The organism is Halosegnis rubeus, from assembly GCF_009184545.1.
Lineage (GTDB): Archaea > Halobacteriota > Halobacteria > Halobacteriales > Haloarculaceae > Halosegnis > Halosegnis rubeus.
This window is the reverse complement of the sequence record NZ_QJOW01000007.1, coordinates 43,663-65,694: the sequence shown is the minus strand read 5'-3', so window position 1 is coordinate 65,694 and position 22,032 is coordinate 43,663. Positions and strand designations below refer to the sequence as shown.

1 protein-coding gene (only partly in view) is annotated in these 22,032 nt (G+C 61.5%); it reads right to left on the bottom strand.

Annotation, left to right across the window (positions count from 1 at the left end; translation table 11 throughout):
• Positions 1 to 22,032, bottom strand: the 5' portion of a protein-coding gene (locus DMP03_RS12885; protein WP_152120954.1) for a GLUG motif-containing protein. Its footprint begins 5,739 nt before the window's first position; only the first 22,032 of its 27,771 coding nucleotides appear in the window; it begins with the start codon at positions 22,030 to 22,032; its stop codon lies off the left edge, out of view.

Genomic DNA, 22,032 nt, shown 5'->3' with positions numbered 1-22,032 from the left:
TCCGACAGCACGGGTCGCGATCGGCTCTCTCCTCGAGTCGCTGTCGTTGTACAGTCGAATCTCGAGGTCATCGACCGACCCGACCTCGCCCGTCGCGTTGTAGGTCACATCAATTGTCGACAGCGTGCTGGAATCGAGGTCGCTCGTTGTTACTGCGACCGCCGGAGCGGTTCCCGTATCGATACGTTCCCCGTCGTCGCCGTCTTCTTCTGGCGAGTCCTCCCCGCCCGGAGTGCCTGTATCGCCGTCTTCTCCGGTCGTGTTCGCGTCGACGATATCGATGCGCCCGCCCATTCCCCCGTGAATCCCACAGGCGTAGTAGAGCACGTCGGGCGCGTCGAGTGGAACGCTAAACGTGAGGTTCCCCTTCTCGACGGCGTTCGCGTTCGACGTCGAGGGAGATGTGACGGTGACGTCGTTCGCGTAGATGCTGTCGAAGTTCCCGCCGCCCGGCGTCGTCGCGATGTGGAACGGGTGTTCGGTCGCATCGACAACGAAGCGGTACGTCGACCCGCGCTCGAGCGTCAGATTGCCCTGCTGGACGCCATCGACGACGAAGACGCCGTTCTCGACGGTCACGTTGTACACCGCCTCGACCGTCGTGGGGTCGTCTAACGATCCGTCGTCGTACTGGCCGTTCCCGACCTTGTCAAGGATGCCGTCGCTCGATGGGTTGACCGTTACGTTCGGTGTGGCGCTCGTGACGGGGCCGGCGAGCTGAAGCCGGACGAACTGCGTCTCGTTCGACCCGTCTGTGACGGCCGACGTATCGATGTTTTCGATCTGTCCGTTCTCGACGATAAAATCAGCCGCGCTAATCGACGACTTATCGATACCGCTCGGCCCGCTCTTGATCGCAACGTCAAGCTTGTCATTACCCACACGTGAGACGGCGGTGATCTCCGGTGCTGTCGTGTCGACACTGACAGCGGTCACGTCAACCGATCGGATAGCCGCATTTCCGGCCATATCTGTCACATTCAGGGTGAGAGACTGGCCTGTTCCGTCTGTCGCGTTCGCTCCGATGTTGATAACGCCGGTATGTATGCGAGCGCCGGTGTCCGGGTTGGTGCCGTCCGGGCTCAGTGTGACCCGCTCAGCATCGTATGCAGAGGCGTTGACAATCACCGACGATATCGGGACGTCGCTGGTGGTCGCCGCCGTGACGCGGACAGGATCGCCCGTTGAGACGATGTTGTCGTCGTTCGTTTCGTCTGTGACCGACACCGTGTCGAGCTTCGGCAGCGTCGTCGTTGCATCGGTCAAGCGGTTGCCGGCTCCGTCTAGAATGCCACCGGCTTGCGATGTAAGGTTCACAGTCACAGCATCGTCGCCGACCGTAGAGTCGAGGGTGAGGCGGACTGTGTGGGTCCTGGTATCGCTCTCACCGGTCTCGACGGGCTCGGCTGACAGAACCGAATTGCCACGTACCGTGAAGTCGTCTGCGACTATCGATGACGTGTCGATACTACTTGGGCCGCCGTCGAGTGTCATCTCGATTGTCGTGGCATCTGTAAGACGCACCGACGTGATCGTTGGTGGCGTCGTGTCGTCTGCGAGAGTAGGGGCAGTCTCAGACCGAAGCCGGGGGTACCCCTCGACGAGTGCCCACGTTGATGTGTAGTTCAACGCTGTCATGAACCCAGTTGGCGCGCGTCCCTGCATTTCCGGCGCCGACACGGTGTCTCCGACTGACCCGTAGCCGCGCACCGTCTCGGAGGTGTCGACCCCGCTCCCGATTGCCGAGGTCTGTGTGGTCGCTCCTTTGTCCCAGTAGGCCTCAGAGAGCTGTCCGCCGGAGCCAACGAGTCCACCAGCGGTACCGCTTGCCTCAATCTTCCCGGTGGCGTACGCGCGTGTGACGTTACCAGTTAGCGTGCCAACGACGCCACCGACATCCGTTCCCGAGGTAGTCACGTCTCCGCGGGCGTACGAGTCGCTGATTTGACTGATGGCCGCGTTGCCAACGAGCCCTCCCACGGAGTCACCGTCCGTTGAAACGTTTCCTCGTGCGGAAGCGGTGACCGTCCTCCCATTCTCTTGGGAGCCGATCAGCCCGCCGACCCTCGACCCGGTGGTGGTGACATCGCCGGTCGCCGAGGCGTTGGTCACGACACTGGCAGCGTTCTGGAGGCGCACCCGGCCGGCTAGTCCGCCGACATTGTTGCCGCTCGCACTCGTGACGTTGCCGGCCGCAGACACGTCGGTGAGGGCTCGGCCGTCGACGAGCGAGCCGACGAGCCCACCCACGTACGCCTCGGCGCCACTGAACGTGGTGTCGACGTCCCCGGTGGCTCGTGCGTTAGACATCGTGAGATGATTATCAGTGCTTGCGTTGGCCGCTCCGATCAGACCACCCACGTACTGCCCGCCCGCGGAGACGGTCCCTATCGCGGAGACGTTCGTGATGGATTCGTTCGACTGAGCGTTGAGGGCTCCGACGAGGCCACCAGCGTATCCGTCGGCTGCGGTGACCGCCCCGCTGGCGGTAGCGTTGGTAACCCTGCCGCTGCTCTCTCCCGCCAGCCCGCCAACGCGTTGTGTCCCGGAGGTAGTCACCGCCGCCGAAGAATCGGTGATAGCGCCAGCCGGCGTGACATTTCCGACGAGTCCGCCGACTCGGCCGTTTCCGTTGACTGTTCCGGAGGCGGTCGTGTTTTGAACGCTGCCGGCACTCGTCCCGACCACCGATCCGACGTTGTCGCTCCCGGTGACCGAGCTGTTTTGCAGGGTCAGATTCGTCACCACACCGTCCGTGCCGAGTTCGCCGACGAGCCCGGCCGTGCTCGCGTCACTCCGGTTGACCGACAGGCCTGAGATCGCGTAGCCATTGCCGTCAAGCGTGCCGGTGAACGTCCCGGTGGCACCGCCAATCGGCTCGAAGCCGCTACCACCGTTCCACGAGGTGTTGTTCGTCACAGATGCGTCGATGTCGGCTACCAGCCGGTAGTGGTCTTCACGCGCTTTGGTGCTGTTGTCGATTGCCTGAAGATCCGCGAGTGAGTCGATCAAGTACGGACTGTCGGCGGTGCCGTTGCCGGGGGCGGCCGCCGTCAGTTTTTCACCGTCCTCGCGGGTGAAGGTTCGCACTACGCCGGTTTCTACGGTGAGCGTCGTGTTTGCCACGACCGAGGGGTACCCAGCCACGTCAAACGTCGGTGTGAATGTTCCAGCGTTCGATTTGGTGACGGTGAACGTCGCGATGCCGTTCGCGCCGGTCACGGCTGTTGCGGTATCGAGTTCGCCGAGGCCGTCTGTGTCTCGAACGCCTACGATGAGTCCCTCGGCGGTCTCGGCGCTGGCCGTCGTCACGGTGACCGAGATCGGGACTTGCTCGGATTGAACCGCGCTCACGTTGGCCGCCGCAACCGTCTGAATCGTTCGAGGCGGTTGTTCGGTTCCGACTGGCTGGGCCTGCAAGACGGGATAGCCCCGCGTAGTGTTCCACGTGGTCGCGTAGTCCAGCCCGGACATGAACTCGGTCGCCGCTTGCCCCCGCATTCTCGGTGCCGGCGTGGTGTCTCCAACAGACCCATAGCCGGTGGCTCCAGCCGGTGTGCCGCTTCCGGTGGCATCCGTCTGGTTAGTCGCACCCTTGTCCCAGTAGGCGTCCGCGAGTGTGCCACCGGAGCCAACGAGTCCGCCGACATTGTTGCCGCCTTCGACCAGACCGCTGGCGTACGCCCGAGCCACATCGCCGGTCGTGAACCCGACGAGCCCGCCAGCGTAGTTCGTCCCGTTAACAGATCCGGACGCGCTTACGTCAGCCACCGGAGTCGTAGTCGCGTGACGCCCGATGAGCCCGCCAGCGTACGCCGCGCTCGCGGTGACGGTCCCACTCGCACTGGCGTTGTTCACTGATCCGCTGCTCTTCCCGACCAGTCCGCCGATGGCTTGGCTTCCGTTCGCAGTCGCCGCCGCGGTCGCGTCGGTGACGACACCGTCGGTGTCGACGTTACCAACGAGGCCACCGATCCGATCGTTCCCGCTGACCGTTCCCGAAGCGATGACGTTCCGGACCGTGCCGGCGCTTGTTCCGACTGCCACGCCGACGTCGTCGTTTCCGGCGACCGAGGCGTTCGCGACGGTCAGGTTCGACATCACACCGGTCGTGCCGAGTTCGCCGACCAGTCCGACCGCGTTCGCATCCGTCCGGTCGACCGACAGGCCCGAGACCGTGTGCCCGTCGCCGTCGATGGAGCCGTCGAACGTCTCCCCGGAAGCGCTCGCGATCGGCTCGAACCCGCTGCCACCGTTCCATGAGGAATCGTTCGTCGCCGATGCGTCGATATTTGCGTCCAGCCGATAGTGGTCGTTACGGGCCGCGCTGCTGTTATCGATCGCCTGGAGGTCTGCGAGCGAGTCAATAAGATATGGGCTCTCGGGTGTCCCAGCCCCCGCATACACTGCGGTCAAGTCTGTGTCGTCTTCGCGGGTGTACGTGCGTACCGTTCCCTGTTTGATGAGTATCGTCGCGTTTGCCGTGGCCGACGGATCGCCGGACACGACGAATGTCAGATTGTAACTGTCGTTCACCGATTCGGCAAAGCTGAACGTCGCGGTCCCGTTCTCGGCGGTCACGGCCGTAGCGCCGTCAAGCTCGCCGAGCTTGTCGTGGTCTCGGACACCGATGACGAATCCCTCGCCGGTTTCGGTGCCGGCCGTCGTCACGGTGACCGGGATCGAGACCTGCTCGGACTGAACCGCGCTCACGTTGACAGCTGTGACCGTGTCGACCGTGCGAGGTGGCTGTTCGGTTCCGACTGGCTGGGCCTGCAAGACGGGATAGCCCCGCGTAGTGTTCCACGTGGTCGCGTAGTCCAGCCCGGTCATGAACTCGGTCGCCGCCCGACCCTGCATCTTGGCGGTCGACAGGGCAGTTTCGGTGTCACCTGCACTGCTGCTCTGGCCGGTCGACTGTTCGTCCCAGTATGCCAGTTCGACGGTTACGGCACCACCGTCTTGCCGACCGAGGAGGCCACCAACATTACTCGTTCCCGAGACGTTTCCGGCGGCAAACGCTCCAACGATTTCGGAGCCGTCGTTTGCATCACCAGCCAGCCCACCGATCTCGCTCCCCCCATTCTTGACGCCACCAGTCGCGGACACTTGCTCGACACGAGCGTCAGAATCCATATCCCCAACGAGGCCACCCGCTTCGTTTTGTCCGTTCGCATCGACAATCGCAGACGTCTGTGACTGGGTGATCTCCGAACCGGCGACGAGCACGCCAGCCAGTCCGCCGAGGTGTGCCTCACCGCTCGCTCCCGTTGTCGCCATTCCACCGATCACCACAGTCCGGCTGATCGACCCTCCATGTGTGCCGACGAGCGGTCCGGTTCCCATTTGACCTGTGACAGCAGGATTAGCAAGGGTTACGTTGGTAATGCTACTGGCCGGGTCGGTGTCGCCGAACAGGCCGACGTTCGGTTCATCTCCGCGATCGATCGACAGGTTTGAGATTACGTGCCTGTCACCGGCGAGTGAGCCCGTGAAGTCTGTAATCGGCTCGAACCCACGACCACCGTTCCACGACGACTCGTTGGTGGCGGACGCGTTAATGTCGGCCGCCAGTTGGTAGTGCTCGCCCCGCGTTGTGGAGTCGATGTTGATCGACTGGAGATCGGCGAGTGTGTCGATCAGGTACGGACTGTCGGGCGTCCCGTTCCCGCGGTACACCGCCGTCAACTCCGTGTTGTCTTCGCGGGTGTAGGTTCGCACCGCTCCATTGTCCACGGTGATCGTCGCGTTTGTCGTTGCAGTCGAATTGCCGACTACGCTAAATGTCGGACTGTACGTGTCCGGCGACGATTCGGTGATGGTGAACGTCGCGGTCCCCGTCTCGTTCGTCACGGCCGTGGCGTTATCGAGGCTGGTGAGACCGGCGGCGTCCCGAACGCCCACGATGAGCCCCTCAGCCGTGCTGGTGCCAGTCGTCGTTACCGTGACAGCGATCGAGAACTGCTCTGACTGAACCCCACTCGCGTTTGTGGCCTCGACCCTGTCAACCGTGCGAGGTAGCTGTTTGGTTCCGGTCGTTTGTGCCTGCAAGACTGGATAGCCTCGCGTGGTGTTCCAAGTGGTCGTGTAGTCCAGCCCGGACATAAACTCAGTCGCTGCTCTGCCTTGCATCCGCGGTGCCGGCGTGGTGTCGCCGACCAATCCGTAGCCGGTCACTGTAGCCGGTGTGCCGCTTCCGGTCGCGTCCGTCTGGGCGGTCGCGCCTTTGTCCCAGTAGGCCTCGGAGAGCTGTCCGGTACTGATCCCGACGAGTCCGCCGATATCAGTACCATCGCCCTCGACGCGTCCGGTGGCGTACACGCGCTTTATATTTCCGTTCGCTTCGCCGACGAGGCCACCGACATTGTCTCCGGAGGTGGAGACGTTGCCTCGTGCGTACGAGGTTTTTATTGTACCTCCATCGATATATGCACCAATCAGTCCACCGACATTTGACCCGGTAGTGGCGTCGACATCGCCGGTTGCGGAGGCGTTCGCTACGGTGCTCGAGGCAGATTTGTGATTGAGTTCACCGAACAGCCCACCGACACGGTTTCCGCCCTCGCTTGTGACATCGCCGGTTGCAGAGACATTGGTGACATTCCCACCGTACCTGAGCCGTCCAACGAGGCCTCCAGCTCGTACACTCCCAATCGTCGAATCCGTCTGTGTTACTGTCCCACGCGCCCGGGCACCCGAGATGTTGATGGGGGCGGTATCCCCGCCTACTGCGTTCCCAATCAGACCGCCCACATACTTATTATCCGCAGAGACCGCTCCGGTGGCAGTCGTGTCTGATATCGTCGTCGGCTGGTCTACACGGAGCTCTCCTATTAGCCCACCAATCTGACCTTTATTTTCAGCGGTAGTACCGTTGACGTCGCCGCTGGCAGTGGCGTTCCTGAGAGATATGTTTGTCCGACCAATTAGACCACCTACACTTCCAGTGCCACTAACGGTTCCGGACGCGTTCACGTCGGTCACCGGCGTCGTACTCTGGTGATCACCGATGAGTCCGCCAGCATACTTGCTGGTCGCAGTGACTTCCCCGCTCGCGCTGGCGTTGTTCACCGCGCCGCTACTCTGTCCGACCAGTCCGCCGATAGCCTGGTTTCCGGATGTATTCACGGATGCAGTCGAGCCAGTAATAACACCATCAGCAATAGTTTCGCCGATGAGGCCACCAACCCGATCGTTTCCGTTGACCGTTCCCGAGGTGGTGACGTTCTCGACAGTACCGGCGCTGGTCCCGACTGCGGCTCCGGCGCCGTTGTTCCCGGTGATCGAGGCGTTCTGAATCGTCAGGTTCTGAATCGATCCGTCCGAACCGAGATTGCCGACGAGGCCTGCTCTGTTCGCTCCGCTTCGGTCAACCGAGAGATTCGATATCGTGTGCCCGTTGCCGTCGAGTGTGCCAGTGAATGCCTCGTTAGTGTCAGCCGCAATCGACTCAAACCCGCTGCCACCATTCCACGACGACTCACTGGTGCTAGACGCGTCGATATTCGTGATCAACGCGTAGTGATCACCGTGTGCCGCGGTGCTGTTGTCAATCGCCTGGAGATCAGCCAGCGAGTCAACCTCGTAGGGACTGTCGGTCGTCCCGTTTCCGCGATACACCGCGGTCAACTCGGTGCCGTCTTCGCGGGTATAGGTCCGTGCTGCTCCGTCTTTTACCTCCACCGTCGCGGTCACCGTAACACTCGGCTCGCTCACCGCTTCGAACTCTGGTTTGAATGTCCCGACGTTCGGTTCGGCGAACGTGAACGTCGCAGTGCCATTCTGATCTGTCAGAGCCGTTTGGCCTTCGAGTTCGGCGATATCACTCGGATCTGAGACGTTGATGAGGTATCCTGGACCGACGCGACTGCCGTTGATCGTCGCGTTGACCCCAACTGTTATCCGCTGTGTCTGAACCGCCGTTGTGCCGGTAGCTTCAATCGTGTCGACGGGTGCAACCAGGCTTCCACTCGTGTTCGACTCCCGCTGGAAGATCGGATACGTGCTCGTGAGCTTCCACGGTGACGTGTAGTCCAACGCTGCCATGAATTGCGTCGGGGCGCGACCCTGCATCTTCAGAGCGCGGGTGTTGTCACCCACTATGCCGAAGCCGGTGGCTCCAGCCGGTGTGCCGCTTCCGGTGGCATCCGTCTGGTTAGTCGCACCCTTGTCCCAGTAGGCGTCCGCGAGTGTGCCACCGGAGCCAACGAGTCCGCCGACACTGCTCCCGCCCTTGACGCGTCCGCTGGCGTACACCTGGGTTACATCAGTATTTGTGCTTCCGACAAGCCCGCCCACAGTATCCCCCGAACTGGTGACATCACCGCGCGCGTACGAATCCTCAATAGGCCCGCCGTCATTAGAGCGCCCGATGAGCCCACCTACATTGTCACCAGTGGTGGAGACGTCCCCTCGTGCGTACGAGTTCTTGACACCGCCACGAACTATATCACCGATCAGTCCACCAACTCGTCGTCCCGTAGCTGTGACATTGCCGGTCGCCGAGGCGTTTCTGACGACATACGCCCCGTCTGCGTGATTCAGTACCCCGACTAGGCCACCAACTTGCAAGCTACCTCCTGTGACATCGCCGGCAGCCGAGACATTACTGAGATCTTGGCTCTCCTCAAACAGTCCGACAAGCCCGCCAACTCGCCGGCCTGTTGCGCTAACATCGCCGGTAGCGTGTGCGTTGGAAATCTTGCTGGAATACGCAGTACCAGACTCATCCTTGTCGACGAATCCGACGAGTCCACCGACCTGCTGTCCATCCGCAGAAACGTTCCCCGAGGCGGTGACGTTCGTTATGCGCTGACCGCTTTCACGCACATTCCAATACCCGACGAGGCCGCCGACATCATCGCCAGACGTGCCGTTCACGTCGCCGCCGGCGGAGGCGTTAATTACGTTCGCCTCTCCCCAACCGATTAGCCCGCCAGTGTTGCTTGTCCCGGTGACAGATCCGGATGCGTTCACGTCGGTCACCGACGTCAAACTCTGATGATAGCCGATGAGTCCACCAGCGTACTGCCCGGTCGCGGTGACAGTCCCGCTCGCACTGGCGTTGTTCACCGTCCCGCTACTCTGTCCCACCAGTCCGCCGACGGACTGGCTCCCGTTTGCGGCCGCCGTTGCAGTCGCTTCGGTGACGACACCGCCACTATTGACGGTTCCAACGAGACCACCAATCCGATCGTTCCCGCTGACGGTCCCCGAACCGGACACGTTCTGGACCGTGCCGTCGTTGGTTCCGACTGCCACGCCGAGGTCGTTATTCCCGTTCACCGAGGCGTTCGCGACGGTTAGGTTCTGGATCGTTCCGTCGCTGGTCCCGGCTATCACACCAAGTTCGTCACTCCCAGTGACCGAGGCGTTCTGGATTGTCAGATTCTGAATCGTTCCGCCCGAGCTCAGCTTGCCAACGAGCCCAGCTGTGCTCGTGTCTCTCTGGTTAACCGACAGATTCGAAATGGTGTGCCCGTCGCCGTCCAGCGTGCCGTCGAACGTCTCCCCGGAGACACTGCCGATCGATTCGAACCCGTCGCCACCGTTCCAAGAGGCATCGTTCGTCGCCGACGCGTCGATATCGGCGGCTAGCCGGTAGGCGTCGGTACGCGCAGCACTGCTGTTGTCGATCGCCTGGAGATCCGCAAGTGAGTCGATCAGGTACGGATTGTCAGCGGTACCGTTTCCAGTGTACACCGCGGTCAGTTCTGTGCCGTCCTCACGGATGTAGGTTCGTGCGGTTCCCTCGTTCACTACCACCGTCGTGGTCGCCGTGACACTCGAATCGCTCACCGCAACGAACGTCGGCTCGAAGGTGCCAGTCGTCGGTTCGGCGAACATGAACGTCGCGGTGCCATTCCGATCGGTCAGAGCTGTTTGGCCTTCGAGTTCGGCGAGGCCGTTCGGATCCGAGACGTTGATGAAGTATCCAGGGCCGACACGGCTGCCATTGATTGTCGCGTTGACCTCGACTGTCAACTGCTGTGTCTGAACTCCGGTTGTGCCGGTGGCTTCAACGGTGTCGACAGTTGCGAGCAGACTTCCGGCCGTCTCCGACTCCCGTTGGAAGATCGGATACGTACTCGTGGGCTTCCACGGCGACGTGTAGTTCAACGACTTCATGAATGTCGTCGGCGCCCGACCCTGCATCTCCAGGGCACGGGTGTCACCGACTGTCCCGTAGCCGGTCGCGCCCTCCGACGGGCCGCTTCCGGTCGCGGTCGTCTGGTTGGTCGCGCCCTTGTCCCAGTAGGCGTCCGAGAGTGTGCCACCGTTGCTCCCGACTATGCCGCCGACACTGCTGCCACCGCCCTTGACGCGTCCGCTGGCGTACGTTCGAGTTACATCCCCGGTCGTGGACCCGACGAGCCCCCCGACAGCGTCTCCCGAACTGTTGACGTCACCACGCGCGTACGAATCGGTGATGGGCTCAGAAGTAGATCCGATGAGCCCGCCAACGTAGTTCCCGGAGGTGGAAACGTTGCCGCGTGCGTACGAGGTTTCGACGCTACCGCCACCGAAATATCGCCCAATCAACCCGCCGACATTCTGCCCCGTAGTACTCACGTTCCCGGTCGCAGAAGCGTTTGTGATGCCATAGTTTCCGTCCGCGTGATTTACATTTCCAATCAAGCCACCAACGCGGTCCCCGCTGGCACTCGTGACCTCACCGCTGGCGGAGAGATTGGTGAGCTGTCTGGCTCCTTCCATGCCGCCAATAAGCCCGCCCACGTGCGCATCTCCATTACCATCACCATCGTATGTCGTGTTGACATCACCGGTAGCATGCGCGTCAGATATCGGCGCATATCCACGTACCTGTGTGCCGCTACGACAAGCAATTCCGAAGTCAACAAACTCGCGTGCGCAGTCAGACCCTGAAGACACCTGTCCAACTAGCCCACCAATATATTTATTATCTGCACTGACATTGCCCGATGCGGTTGCGTTCACCATCTGATGACCTGCCAGTGCTGATGAGGATGAACCAAAGCGGCCATCATCAGCGTTCAATTTCCATTGCCCGATCAGTCCACCCACGTGTCTGCCAGACGTGCTCGTCACATCGCCGCTCGCACTGGCGTTCGTGATATCTGCTGTTGTGTAACCAACGAGGCCGCCCACATTGTTTCCCGAACTGTTGACATCACCGCGCGCGTACGAATCGGTGATGGGCACCTCAACAGATTGTCCGATGAGTCCGCCGGCAGTGTCACCGCTTGTGGAAACGTCTCCCTTGGCGTACGAGGCTTCAACGCTCCTTCCACCCTTGAGATTCCCAATCAGTCCGCCGACTCGCTGTCCCGTCGCGTTGACGTTACCGGTCGCCGAGGCGTTCGCCACGACATAGCTTCCCGAATTGTGCTGGAGCGAGCCGACCAATCCGCCAACATCTCTGCCGTCGGCGCTGGCTTGAGCAGAAACGTCGCCGGTCGCGGATACATCTGTTAGGTTTCCTGCGTTCTGGAACTCCCCGACAAGCCCGCCAGCGTAAGCAGTGTTTCCAGCGTCCGTCGCGTTGACTGCGCCCGAAGCATGAGCATCAGAGACGGTGATCGGCTTGTTAGAACCCGAAAACGCTTGGCCGACCAATCCGCCGACCCGATTGCCGCTGGTTGACACGTCACCCGACGCCGAGACGTTCGCGATTGTTGCCGCCTGACTAGGGTTGTATTGGCCGACCAATCCGCCCACGTACCCACCGGAGGTGCTCGTCACGGTCCCACTAGCTGAGGAGTTGCTCACGCTCGCACTTACACGTCCGAACAGTCCGCCTGTGTAGTCGCCGTCACTGGCGACGTCACCAATCGCAGAGACGTTTTCAATTGTCTCACCGTTCGTATGATCGCCAATCAGTCCACCCGCGTAACCAGCGCCACCCGACACATCGCCAGTCGCGGTGGCGTCTCTCACCACCTCACCGTTCTGGTGGTAGCCGATGAGCCCGCCGACTCGCTGTCCCGTCGCGTCAACGTCACCGTTGGCCGAGGCATTCGTCAGGATGTAATTAGCTGAATCGTGGTGGAGTTCGCCAAACAGTCCGCCGACTTGGCGACCATAGGAGTTGTCTTGAGCCGAAACGTCACCGGTGGCGGAGACGTTTGTCACGTCGACAGCGTGTCGAAGTCGACCGAAGAGTCCCCCGACGTACGAGTTCGTGCCGGTCTCTGTCGCGTTGACGTCACCCGTAGCGTGGGCGTTAGAGACGGTAATCTGGTCGTTAGTATCTGAGCTGCCGACCAGCCCACCGACCTTCTGGCCACTGGTCGATACGTTACCCGATGCCGAGACGTTCCTGATTGTCGCCGCCTGATTGGGATTGTGATTGCCGATCAATCCACCAACCCGGTCGCCGGACGTGCTCGTCACGTCACCGCTGGCGGACGACTCTCGGATGACGCTAGCGTCCGTCTCTCCGAGTAATCCGCCGACCTTCTTTCCCACAGTTGACACGTCGCCCGTTGCAGTAACGTTATTAATCGTCCTCCCTTTATCATGATACCCGATCAGCCCGCCGACTTTCTCTCCCGTCGCGTCAACGTCACCGTTGGCCGAGGCATTCGTCAGGATGTAATTAGCTGAATCGTGGTGGAGTTCGCCGGCTAGTCCGCCAACTCGGCGACCGTTTCCGGGCGTACTGGAAGCGTTGACATCACCGGTAGCAGAGACGTCTGTCACGTCGGTCGCGTGTCGAAGTCGACCGAAGAGTCCCCCGGCGTACGCGTACGTGCCAGTGTTTGTTGTGGCGACATCCCCTGTGGCGTGAACGTTAGAGACAGTAATCTGGTTGCCAGACTCCGAAGTACCGACCAGTCCACCGACCCGGTTGCCGCTGCCCGACACGTTACCCGATGCCGAGACGTTCCTGATCGTCGCCGCCTGATTGGGATTGTGATTGCCGATCAATCCACCAACCCGGTCGCCGGACGTGCTCGTCACGTCGCCGTTGGCGGAGGCGTTGATAACGTCAGCCTGCCCCCGCCCGATCAGCCCGCCAGTGTAGCTGGTTCCGGTGACAGCCCCCGAGGCGTTCACGTCAGTCACCGGCGTCGAACTCTGGTGATCGCCGATGAGACCACCAGCGTACTGCCCGGTCGCGGTGACAGTCCCGCTCGCACTGGCGTTGTTCACCGCGCCGCTACTCTCCCCGACCAGTCCGCCGATAGACTGGCTGCCGCTTGCAGTCGCGGTGGTGGTTGCACCGGTGACAGTCCCGCTGGCCTCAATCGTCCCGACGAGACCACCAATCCGATCGTTTCCGCTGATGGTCCCTGAAGCGGTGACGTTCTCGACTCTGCCGTTGTTGATTCCGACTGCCACACCGAGGTCGTTGTTCCCGGTGACAGAGGCGTTCTCGATGGTCAGGTTCTGGATCGTTCCGTCGCTGGTCCCGGCTATCACACCGAGGTCGTCGTTCCCAGTGATCGAGGCGTCCTGAAGCGTCAGATTCCGGATCACCCCGTTCGAATCGAGCGTGCCGATGAGCCCAGCCGTACTCGTGTCGCTCCGATTGACAGATAGATTCGAGATTGTGTGCCCGTCTCCGTCGAGCGTACCGTCGAATGTTCCGCTCTCACCCGCAATCGGCTCGAAGCCGCTGCCGCTGTTCCAGGAGGCGTTGTTCGTCGCCGACGTGTCGATATCCTCGGCGAGTCGGTACTGTTCACCACGCGTGGTCGCGTTGATGTTGATCGCTTGGAGATCCGCGAGCGAGTCAAGGAGGTACGGGCCCGTGTCCGTCCCGTTACCGGGATACGTCGCCGTCAGCTCGGTGCCGTCATCACGAGTGTACGTCCGCACTGTGCCCGGCTCCACCTCGACCGTCGCGGTCGTCGAGACGGTCGATTCACCAGCCGCGCTGAACCCCGGCGTGAACGTCCCGATTGCTGATTCGGCGAAGGTGAACGTTGCAGTGCCGTTCGCGTCGGTCACGGCCCCGGCGTCCGCGAGTTCGGTGAGGCCGTCCGCGTTGTCGACACGGATCACATAGCCTGCGTCAGCAGGGTTACCGTCGACCGTCGCGGTGACGTCGATCGTCGTCTGCTCGGTCTGCAGTGCTGTCGTGTCGGAGGCCTCCATCGAGCCAATAGGCGAAATCGAGGGCCCGGTCGTATTCGACTCCCGCTGGAAGACCGGATACGTACTCGTGAGCTTCCACGGCGACGTGTAGTTCAACGACTTCATGAATGTCGTCGGCGCTCGGCCCTGCATCTTCAGCGCGCGGGAGTCACCGACTGTCCCGTAGCCGGTCGCGCCCTCCGACGGGCCGCTTCCGGTCGCGGTCGTCTGGTTGGTCGCGCCTCTATCCCAGTAGGCGTCCGAGAGTGCTCCGTTGTTGTTCCCGACGAGTCCGCCGACGGTGCTCCCGCCCTCGACGCGTCCGCTGGCGTACACGCGAGTCGCTTCATCGCCGTGACGACCGACGAGTCCACCGACTTCGTCCCCCGAGCTGGTGACGTCACCGCGCGCGTACGAGTCGGCAACAAGGTTGGTAGACTGGCCGATGAGTCCACCCACGTGGTCACCATCGGTGGAGACGTTCCCTCGTGCGTATGAGGTTTCGACGCTACCACCAGTATGATACCCAATCAGTCCGCCGACTTTTTGACCCGTGGTAGTGACATCGCCGGTCGCAGAGGCGTTCCTGAGGTCATACGCCGTGCTGTCCTGTCGGAGTCGGCCGATCAAGCCACCGACTTCGTTCCCACTTTCACTTGTGACGTCGCCGGTGGCGGAGACGTCGGAGACGTGTTTGCTATCGCGGAAGCGGCCGACGAGTCCGCCCACGTAGGCGTTGCTAGCCCCGGCGTACGTCGTGGTAACGTTGCCGGTGGCGTGGGCGTCAGACATCGCGACTTCATGATACTGAGCGTTGGTGCCACTCCGGTCCACGTACCCGATGAGCCCACCTACGTATTGCCCGCCAGCGGAGACGTTGCCCGTCGCCGTGACAGTCCTCACTTCCTCGTCGGAGTATGCGTCCAGATACCCCACAAGCCCGCCGACTCGCTGTCCATTGGTGGTGACCTCACCACTCGCGGTAGCGTTCGTGATAGAGGCCCGTGTCCGGCCGACAAGCCCGCCGACATAATCTCCCGCAGTCGACACGTCACCGGTCGCCCTGACGTTGCTGATTGTCTGACCGCCCTCGTGGCTCCCGATCAATCCGCCGACGTAGGTCCCGGAGGTGGTGACGTTGCCAGTCGCGGAGGCATTATTAACAATCTGATTGACGTTATCCAATCGGAGCCGGCCAACCAGGCCACCGACATAGCTGCCGGTTGTACTGGTAACGTCGCCGGTGGCAGAGACGGTTGTGAGATCCCTGCTATCTCGGAAGTCACCAACAAGCCCGCCGACGAACGCGTTACCTCCAGCATCGTACGTCGTACTGACATCGCCGGTGGCGTGGGCGTCAGACATCGTGACTTCGTGATACTGAGCGTTGGTACCGCTCTGGTCTATGAACCCGATGAGCCCACCTACGTAGTAGCTACCTGTAGAGACGTTGCCTGTCGCCGTGACAGTCCTGACCTCCTCGTCGGAGTGCGCGTCCAGCTCTCCAACAAGCCCGCCAACTTCCTGCCCATCAGTGGTGACCTCACCACTCGCGCTGGCGTTCGTGACGGACGTTTGTGTGTAGCCGACGAGCCCGCCGACTTTGCGTCCCGTAGTCGACACGTCGCCGGTCGCCGTGACATTCCTGATCGGCCCATCCTGGTGGCTCCCGACCAGTCCACCGACCCGCTGCCCTGTGGTGCTGACAGCACCGTGAGCGTACGAGTCGGTGATGATCCCGTTAGAATCGCCCATGAGCCCACCGACCCTGTCTCCCGTGGAGGTGACAGCCCCGGTCGCGAAGGCGTTGCTGACAATCTGATTGCCGTTTTCCATTTGGAGCCGGCCAATCAGGCCACCGACATAGTTGCCAGTTGCACTGGTAACGTCGCCGGTGGCAGAGACGTTCGTGAGGTCTCTGCTTTCGTGGAAGCGACCAACGAGCCCGCCCACCTGTGCGTTACCTCCAGCATCGTACGTCGTACTGACATCGCCGGTGGCGTGGGCGTCAGACATCGTGACTTCGTCACTGTCCGAACTCTGGTCTACGTACCCGATGAGCCCACCCACGTTGGAACTACCAGCAGAGACGTTGCCTGTCGCTTTGACGGCCTTGACCACCTCGTCGGAGTGCGCCTCTAAGTATCCCACGAGCCCGCCGACTTCCTGTCCGTCCGTGGTGACCTCACCGCTTGCGCTGGCGTTCGTGATCGACGCTCGTGTGTTACCGACAAGCCCGCCGACATAATCTCCCGCAGTCGACACGTCACCGGTCGCCGTGGCGTTGCTGATTGTCTGACCGTCCTCGTGGCTCCCGATCAATCCCCCAATCCTGTCTCCCGTGGTGGTGACGTTGCCGGTCGCGGAGACGTTACTGACGACCTGATTACCGTTTTCCATTCGCAGTCGACCGACCAAGCCGCCGACATAGCTGCCAGTTGCGCTGGTAACGTCGCCGGTGGCAGAGACGTCGGTAAGATCCCTGCTTTCGTGGAAGCGACCAACGAGCCCGCCGACGTACGCGTTACTACCGCTATTCGTCGTATTGACATCGCCGGTGGCGTGAGCGTCGGACATCGTGACCTCATCACTGCCCGAGTTCTGGTCCACGTACCCGACGAGCCCACCCACGTGGGCACTGCCTGCAGAGACGTTGCCTGTCGCTTTGACGGCTCTGACCACCTCATCATCGTACGCGTTCAAATATCCCACAAGCCCGCCAGCGTACCCGCCGGACGTGCTCGTCACGTCGCCGCTGGCGGAGGCGTTGATGACGCCGGTCCGCGCCCGCCCGACGAGGCCGCCAGTGTAGCTGGTTCCGGTGACAGCCCCCGAGGCGTTCACGTCGGTCACCGGCGTCGAACTCTGGTGATCACCGATGAGCCCACCGACGTACTGCCCGCTCGCGGTGACAGTCACGCTCGCGCTGACGTTGTTCACAGTCCCTCCAGACGTGACAGTCCCAACGACGCCACCGATTTCCTGGCGGCCCTCGACCGTCCCTGATACGGTGACGTTCTGGACAGTCCCAGCGCTTTCTCCGACCACCGCACCGATGTGTCTGTCACCGACGACCGAGACGTTCGTGAGAGCGAGGTTCCGAACCACACCACCCGATTCCAGTGTCCCGACGAACCCGAGCTCGTTTTTTGTAGTCGCACTCTGATCGATCGACAGGTTCGATATCGTGTGGCCGCCGCCGTCGAGCGAGCCACTAAATGCGGCACCGCTGTCGATGCCAAACAGCCCACCGATCGGCGCGAACCCTTCCCCGTGTTCGCTGGGCACGTTCCACGACCGCGTGGCCGAGGCGTCGAGGTCGGAGCCCAGCTGATAGTTGTACCCGCGCGTGGTGGCGTTCTTGTTGATCGCCTGTAGATCGACGAGCGAGTCGATGATGTACGGGTCCACCGTCGAGCCGTTACCGGCAAACGTGCCGGTCTGGACGGTGCCGTTGACCGTGTGGTCCCACGACGCCTGACTCCCGGCAATCGTCGTTGCGCTGGCATTGTTCCCCAGCGAGTCTGTCACGGTCACGGCGACCGCTCGCGTCGGGTCGGGGTTCCCTCCGACCTCAAACGTCCCTTCGTACGTGTCGGTACCGACGGCGTCGAGCGTGATCGTTCCGGGATCTGCGTCCAGCGCAGCGACGTCGGCCTCGACCGTCGAGACGGCCCCGGCGTCGGTCACGGTCGCCGTCACCCGGAACTTGTCTCCGGTCGAGACCGGCGGGTTGCCGGTGGTGCGCGATGCGGACAGGTCGTCGATCCGCGGCGCGGACGTGTCGACCGAAAGCCCGTTCGACCGGGTGCCGGTCACTTGGGTGCTTTCGTTCCAGGCGAGATAGCCGACAGTGTTGCTGATGTGACCATCGCTGTTGTCGACTGGATCCTCTTCGATTCGAACCTCGACACCGGTGTCGGTTCGACCGTCGTATCGAAGGTACGATTCTTCACCTCCACTGTTCGTCTGCATAGCGGCAACGAAGCCAGCCGGGTACGAGCCGCCGAAGTTGATGCTGGCCAAATTCTCGTCGACGTTGCCTCGCGTACCAGCAGTGAACCCGGTCTCGCCCAGCGCCGAGTCCCCCTGTTCGATGGCGATGTACCCCAGCGTCTCGGTTCCGTGTGGATTCGGTTCTGTCCCACTGTCCTGATCGCCTTGGTCGCCTTCGATCTTTGAACTGAACCCGTTCGAATCGACACTTTTGTCGCGTGTGCTGACCGAATCCATGTCGTTAGCCGTCTGTACGTTGGCGAACGCGACGGGATTGTTGAGTGACTCCTCGAACGTGATCGGCTGGAATCCATCGTTTTCGTTCAACTCGATCGTCCCAGCGGAGACTTTCGTGCCGCCGTCCAGTGTCGTCGTGCCGGCCTCGGCCACGATGTACGAGACGTTCGCCGGGGGGTGTGTCTCGTCGTCCTGGACCGACCACTCCTCGACGCGAATCTCGAAGGACGTCGACTGGACGTTCCGAACTCGTGGGGTCCCGCGCAGATCGTTCGGGACGTTGCTCCCGGCTTTTCCGGGAGAGGTCGACTCCAGCGGCTTCGCGATGACGACGGGATTCTCGAACGAGCGCGGGAGCGTGACGGTACGAAAGTCGGTCGTCCCCTCTGGGTTGACCGTGATCGAGTCGTACACGAGGTCTCCCGGTGGAGTGCCGCCGTTTCCGGCGTCGTCGGTCGCGCGAACGGTCACCGACTGGGTCCGCTCGATCGGGTCCGGGCCGACGGTGAACGTCGCGCTGTACACGTCGTCGGCAGCGCTGGAGTTCGGGCCGTCGTCGCTGAGATGTACCGTCCCCGCATCGAACGCGCTCGCGGAGGCAGTGACCGACCGGATCGGAGACGCGTCGGTCACGGTGGCGCTCACTTCGATCGTGTCGTTCGTCGTGACGACACCGCCGCCGCTGGTTCGTCTGATCGTGACGTTGGTGACGTTCGGTGCGCCGGTGTCGACCGTGACGTTTCGCTGGGCGGTGATCGCCGAGTCGGTCGTCAGGCCGCCGTATTCGACGAGGTAGCCTTGTGCATTATCACTCTCTAGCTTGTGATCGTTCCAACCACCTTTCCAATTGATCTCTGCATAGTGCTCATTTCCGTTATGATTACTCGGGTTGTTGTCTGTCCATCCAGCGTACTCCCCGTTTTGCTCGGAGCCAGAGCTGGCTCCCTTCCAAAACAACGTTCCGTTCTCCGGGCCGGTGACCCAGGTCCAGTCACCCTCCGTGTCCTCGTCGGACGCACCGATCCACGCCCTATCGGTAAACTTGCTCTGGATTTCGTCGTCCTCTTCCTGACTCGTCAGCGTCGCGAGATAACCTTGTAACCCGAGGTGAGACCGGTTCTCGGCGTCGCGCTTGGCGGTTTTCCAACTCACACTGTCTGAAACGAATTCGTAGTAATGTCCGTCGTACGCGGTGACCTGTTTTTGATTCGCATCCAGTGCGAACCTGATCGGCACGGTCCGCTCCGACTCGTTGGTGGCCGACGTTCCGGTGAAATTGTACGTAACAGTACGAAGGACCGCTTGGAAGTCGTCGGCCGTCACCGTGGCCGAACTGTTCGCTGAGACGTTCAGCACGCCCGTCGTGTCGTCGTACGTGCTCGTTATCCCACGATTGGCGGCGACGGTCGTATTTAATGAGAGTTTGTCACTGTTCGGATCGAATCCTTGGTCGATACTCACCGTCGCAGTGTCGATCGTCCCGCCGTCCGGGTCAGTCACGGTCAGCTTGTCGTCGACGAGGTGGCTGCCACTCGCGGTGGTGTTCGATACCGATCCCGAACTCGTCGTCAGTGTCGGTGCCTCGGTATCGACTGTGAGGGTTCGCTGGGCGGTCGTCGAAGAACTACCGTTCAGCCCGCCGTACTCAACGATGTATTCATTGGTGCCGTCCCCCGAGTCAAACCACCCTATCTGATTCTGATTGTGGGCCACGGCGTAGGTGCCGCCTTGTGGTTCAGGACCGTTCCCATACTCACCCCATCCGTCGTACCCACCATTCACCACGGTTCCAGATCCATCACCACTCCAGAACTGCGTCCCGTTCTCTGATCCGGTGACCCAGGTCCAGTTGCCCTCTGTGGCCTCGTCGGATGCCCCGATCCAGACCCTATTCGGTGTCAGATTGAAGATAGTCTCGTCCTCTCGCTCACTGGTGATTGTAGCCAGATAGCCCGCTTGCCCGAGGTGTGTGTTACTTGCGGCTGCTGTTTTCGCATTGTCGAAGTTCTTCCCCTGCGAAACGTGCTCATAGTAGTGGTCAGTCGTCGGGTCGAACACGATGTTACCGCCGGTTCCCAGCGCGAACGACACATCGAGGCCGCGCGCTGATGCTGTGGCCTTGCCCGAATAAGTGTAGGTGACTGTTCGCAGAACTGCTTGCATCTCACCGGCCGACGCAGTCCCATCGAGCGTCAGCACACCTCTGGAAGTATCATAACTGCTGGTGAGGCCGGCATCCGACACCGCGGTGCTGTTCACCGCAAGTCTGTCCACGCTCGCGTCGAAGCCCGACCCGATGGCGACGGTCGCCCCGTTGATTGCCTCACCGTCCGGGTCGGTCACGGTCAGCTGGTCGTCGACCACGAACCCGCCATCAGTAAACGTGTAATCGGTCCCGCTCGAACTCGTCGTCACCGTCGGCGCGTCGGTATCGACCGTGACGGTTCGCTCGGCTGTCACCGACGGGTCGCCACTCAGACCGCCGTACTCAACGACGTATCCATAGGACGTCCCTTGATCGATGAATTCGTCGTGCCACGGGGTAGCGTACGCGTTTATCACAACACCGTCTTCATCTCCCCGGTCGGCCTGCGGCTGACTGCTATCCCAACCGGCGTACAGCCCGTTTTTTACCGACCCATCGTCTGCTCCCTGCCAGAATTGCGTCCCCTTTTCCGGACCTGTAATCCATGTCCAGTTACCCTCTTCAACCCTATCGGAGGCCCCGATCCATGCTGGTCCGGAGAGGTCTGTGACCGTGGTATCCTCTTGTGCGCTGGTTACCGTCGTCAGGTACCCAGACAATCCGAGATACGAGCGGTTGGCAGCTGCCTGCTCGGCACCCCGAAACGTCTCATCCGTCGAGACGTACTCGTAGAAGTGGCCGGTTTCCGGGAGGTACTCCACATTCCCACCAGTATCGGTTCCCAGCGCGAACGACACGTCGAGGTCGCGCGCCGACGCCGTGGTCTCGCCCGAGTAGGTGTAGGTGACCGTTCGCAGAACCGTCTGCATCTCGGCAGCCGACACGGTCCCCTCGAGCGTCAGCACACCTCTGGAAGTATCATAATTGCTGGTGAGACCGGCATCCGACACCGCGGTGCTGTTCACCACGAGTGTATCCACATCCGCATCAAATCCTGACCCGATAGCGACGGTCGCTCCGTCGATCGTCCCACCGTCCGGATCGGTCACAGTCAGGTTTTCGTCGACAACAAAGCCGCCGGCCGACGCCGTATAGTTGGTCCCGGCCGAACTCGTCGTCAGTGTTGGCGGGTCATCAACCGCCGTCACGTTGATACTGAACGTGTGGGGGCCAGACGAACTGCCGTTTCCGTCTGTAACATCAAACTCGAAGCTGTCGTTCGCCGACTCGGAGCCGTCGTGGCTGTAGTACAGACTCCCATCGTCGATGTCTGCCTGCGTGAACAATCCCGTCTCGACGGCTTCGCCGCCGTCAAGGAGTTCGTTTACAGATCCGCTCCCACTCCCATCGACAAACAGTGTGCCGTTCAAGACGCCAACAGAAACGTTGTACGTGATTGAATCGCCGTCTGGATCACTCGAATCTAACGAGGTATTAGTAATTTGATTTATTTTTGAATCCTCTTCGATTGTTATCTGGACATTACTATCCAGAGCCGGCTGGTTAGAAGCGGCTCCAAAACCAACAGCGGGTATAATCGTGACTGAAATGAGAATGAGAGCACTAAATAGCGCAGCGTAGGCCTTCAT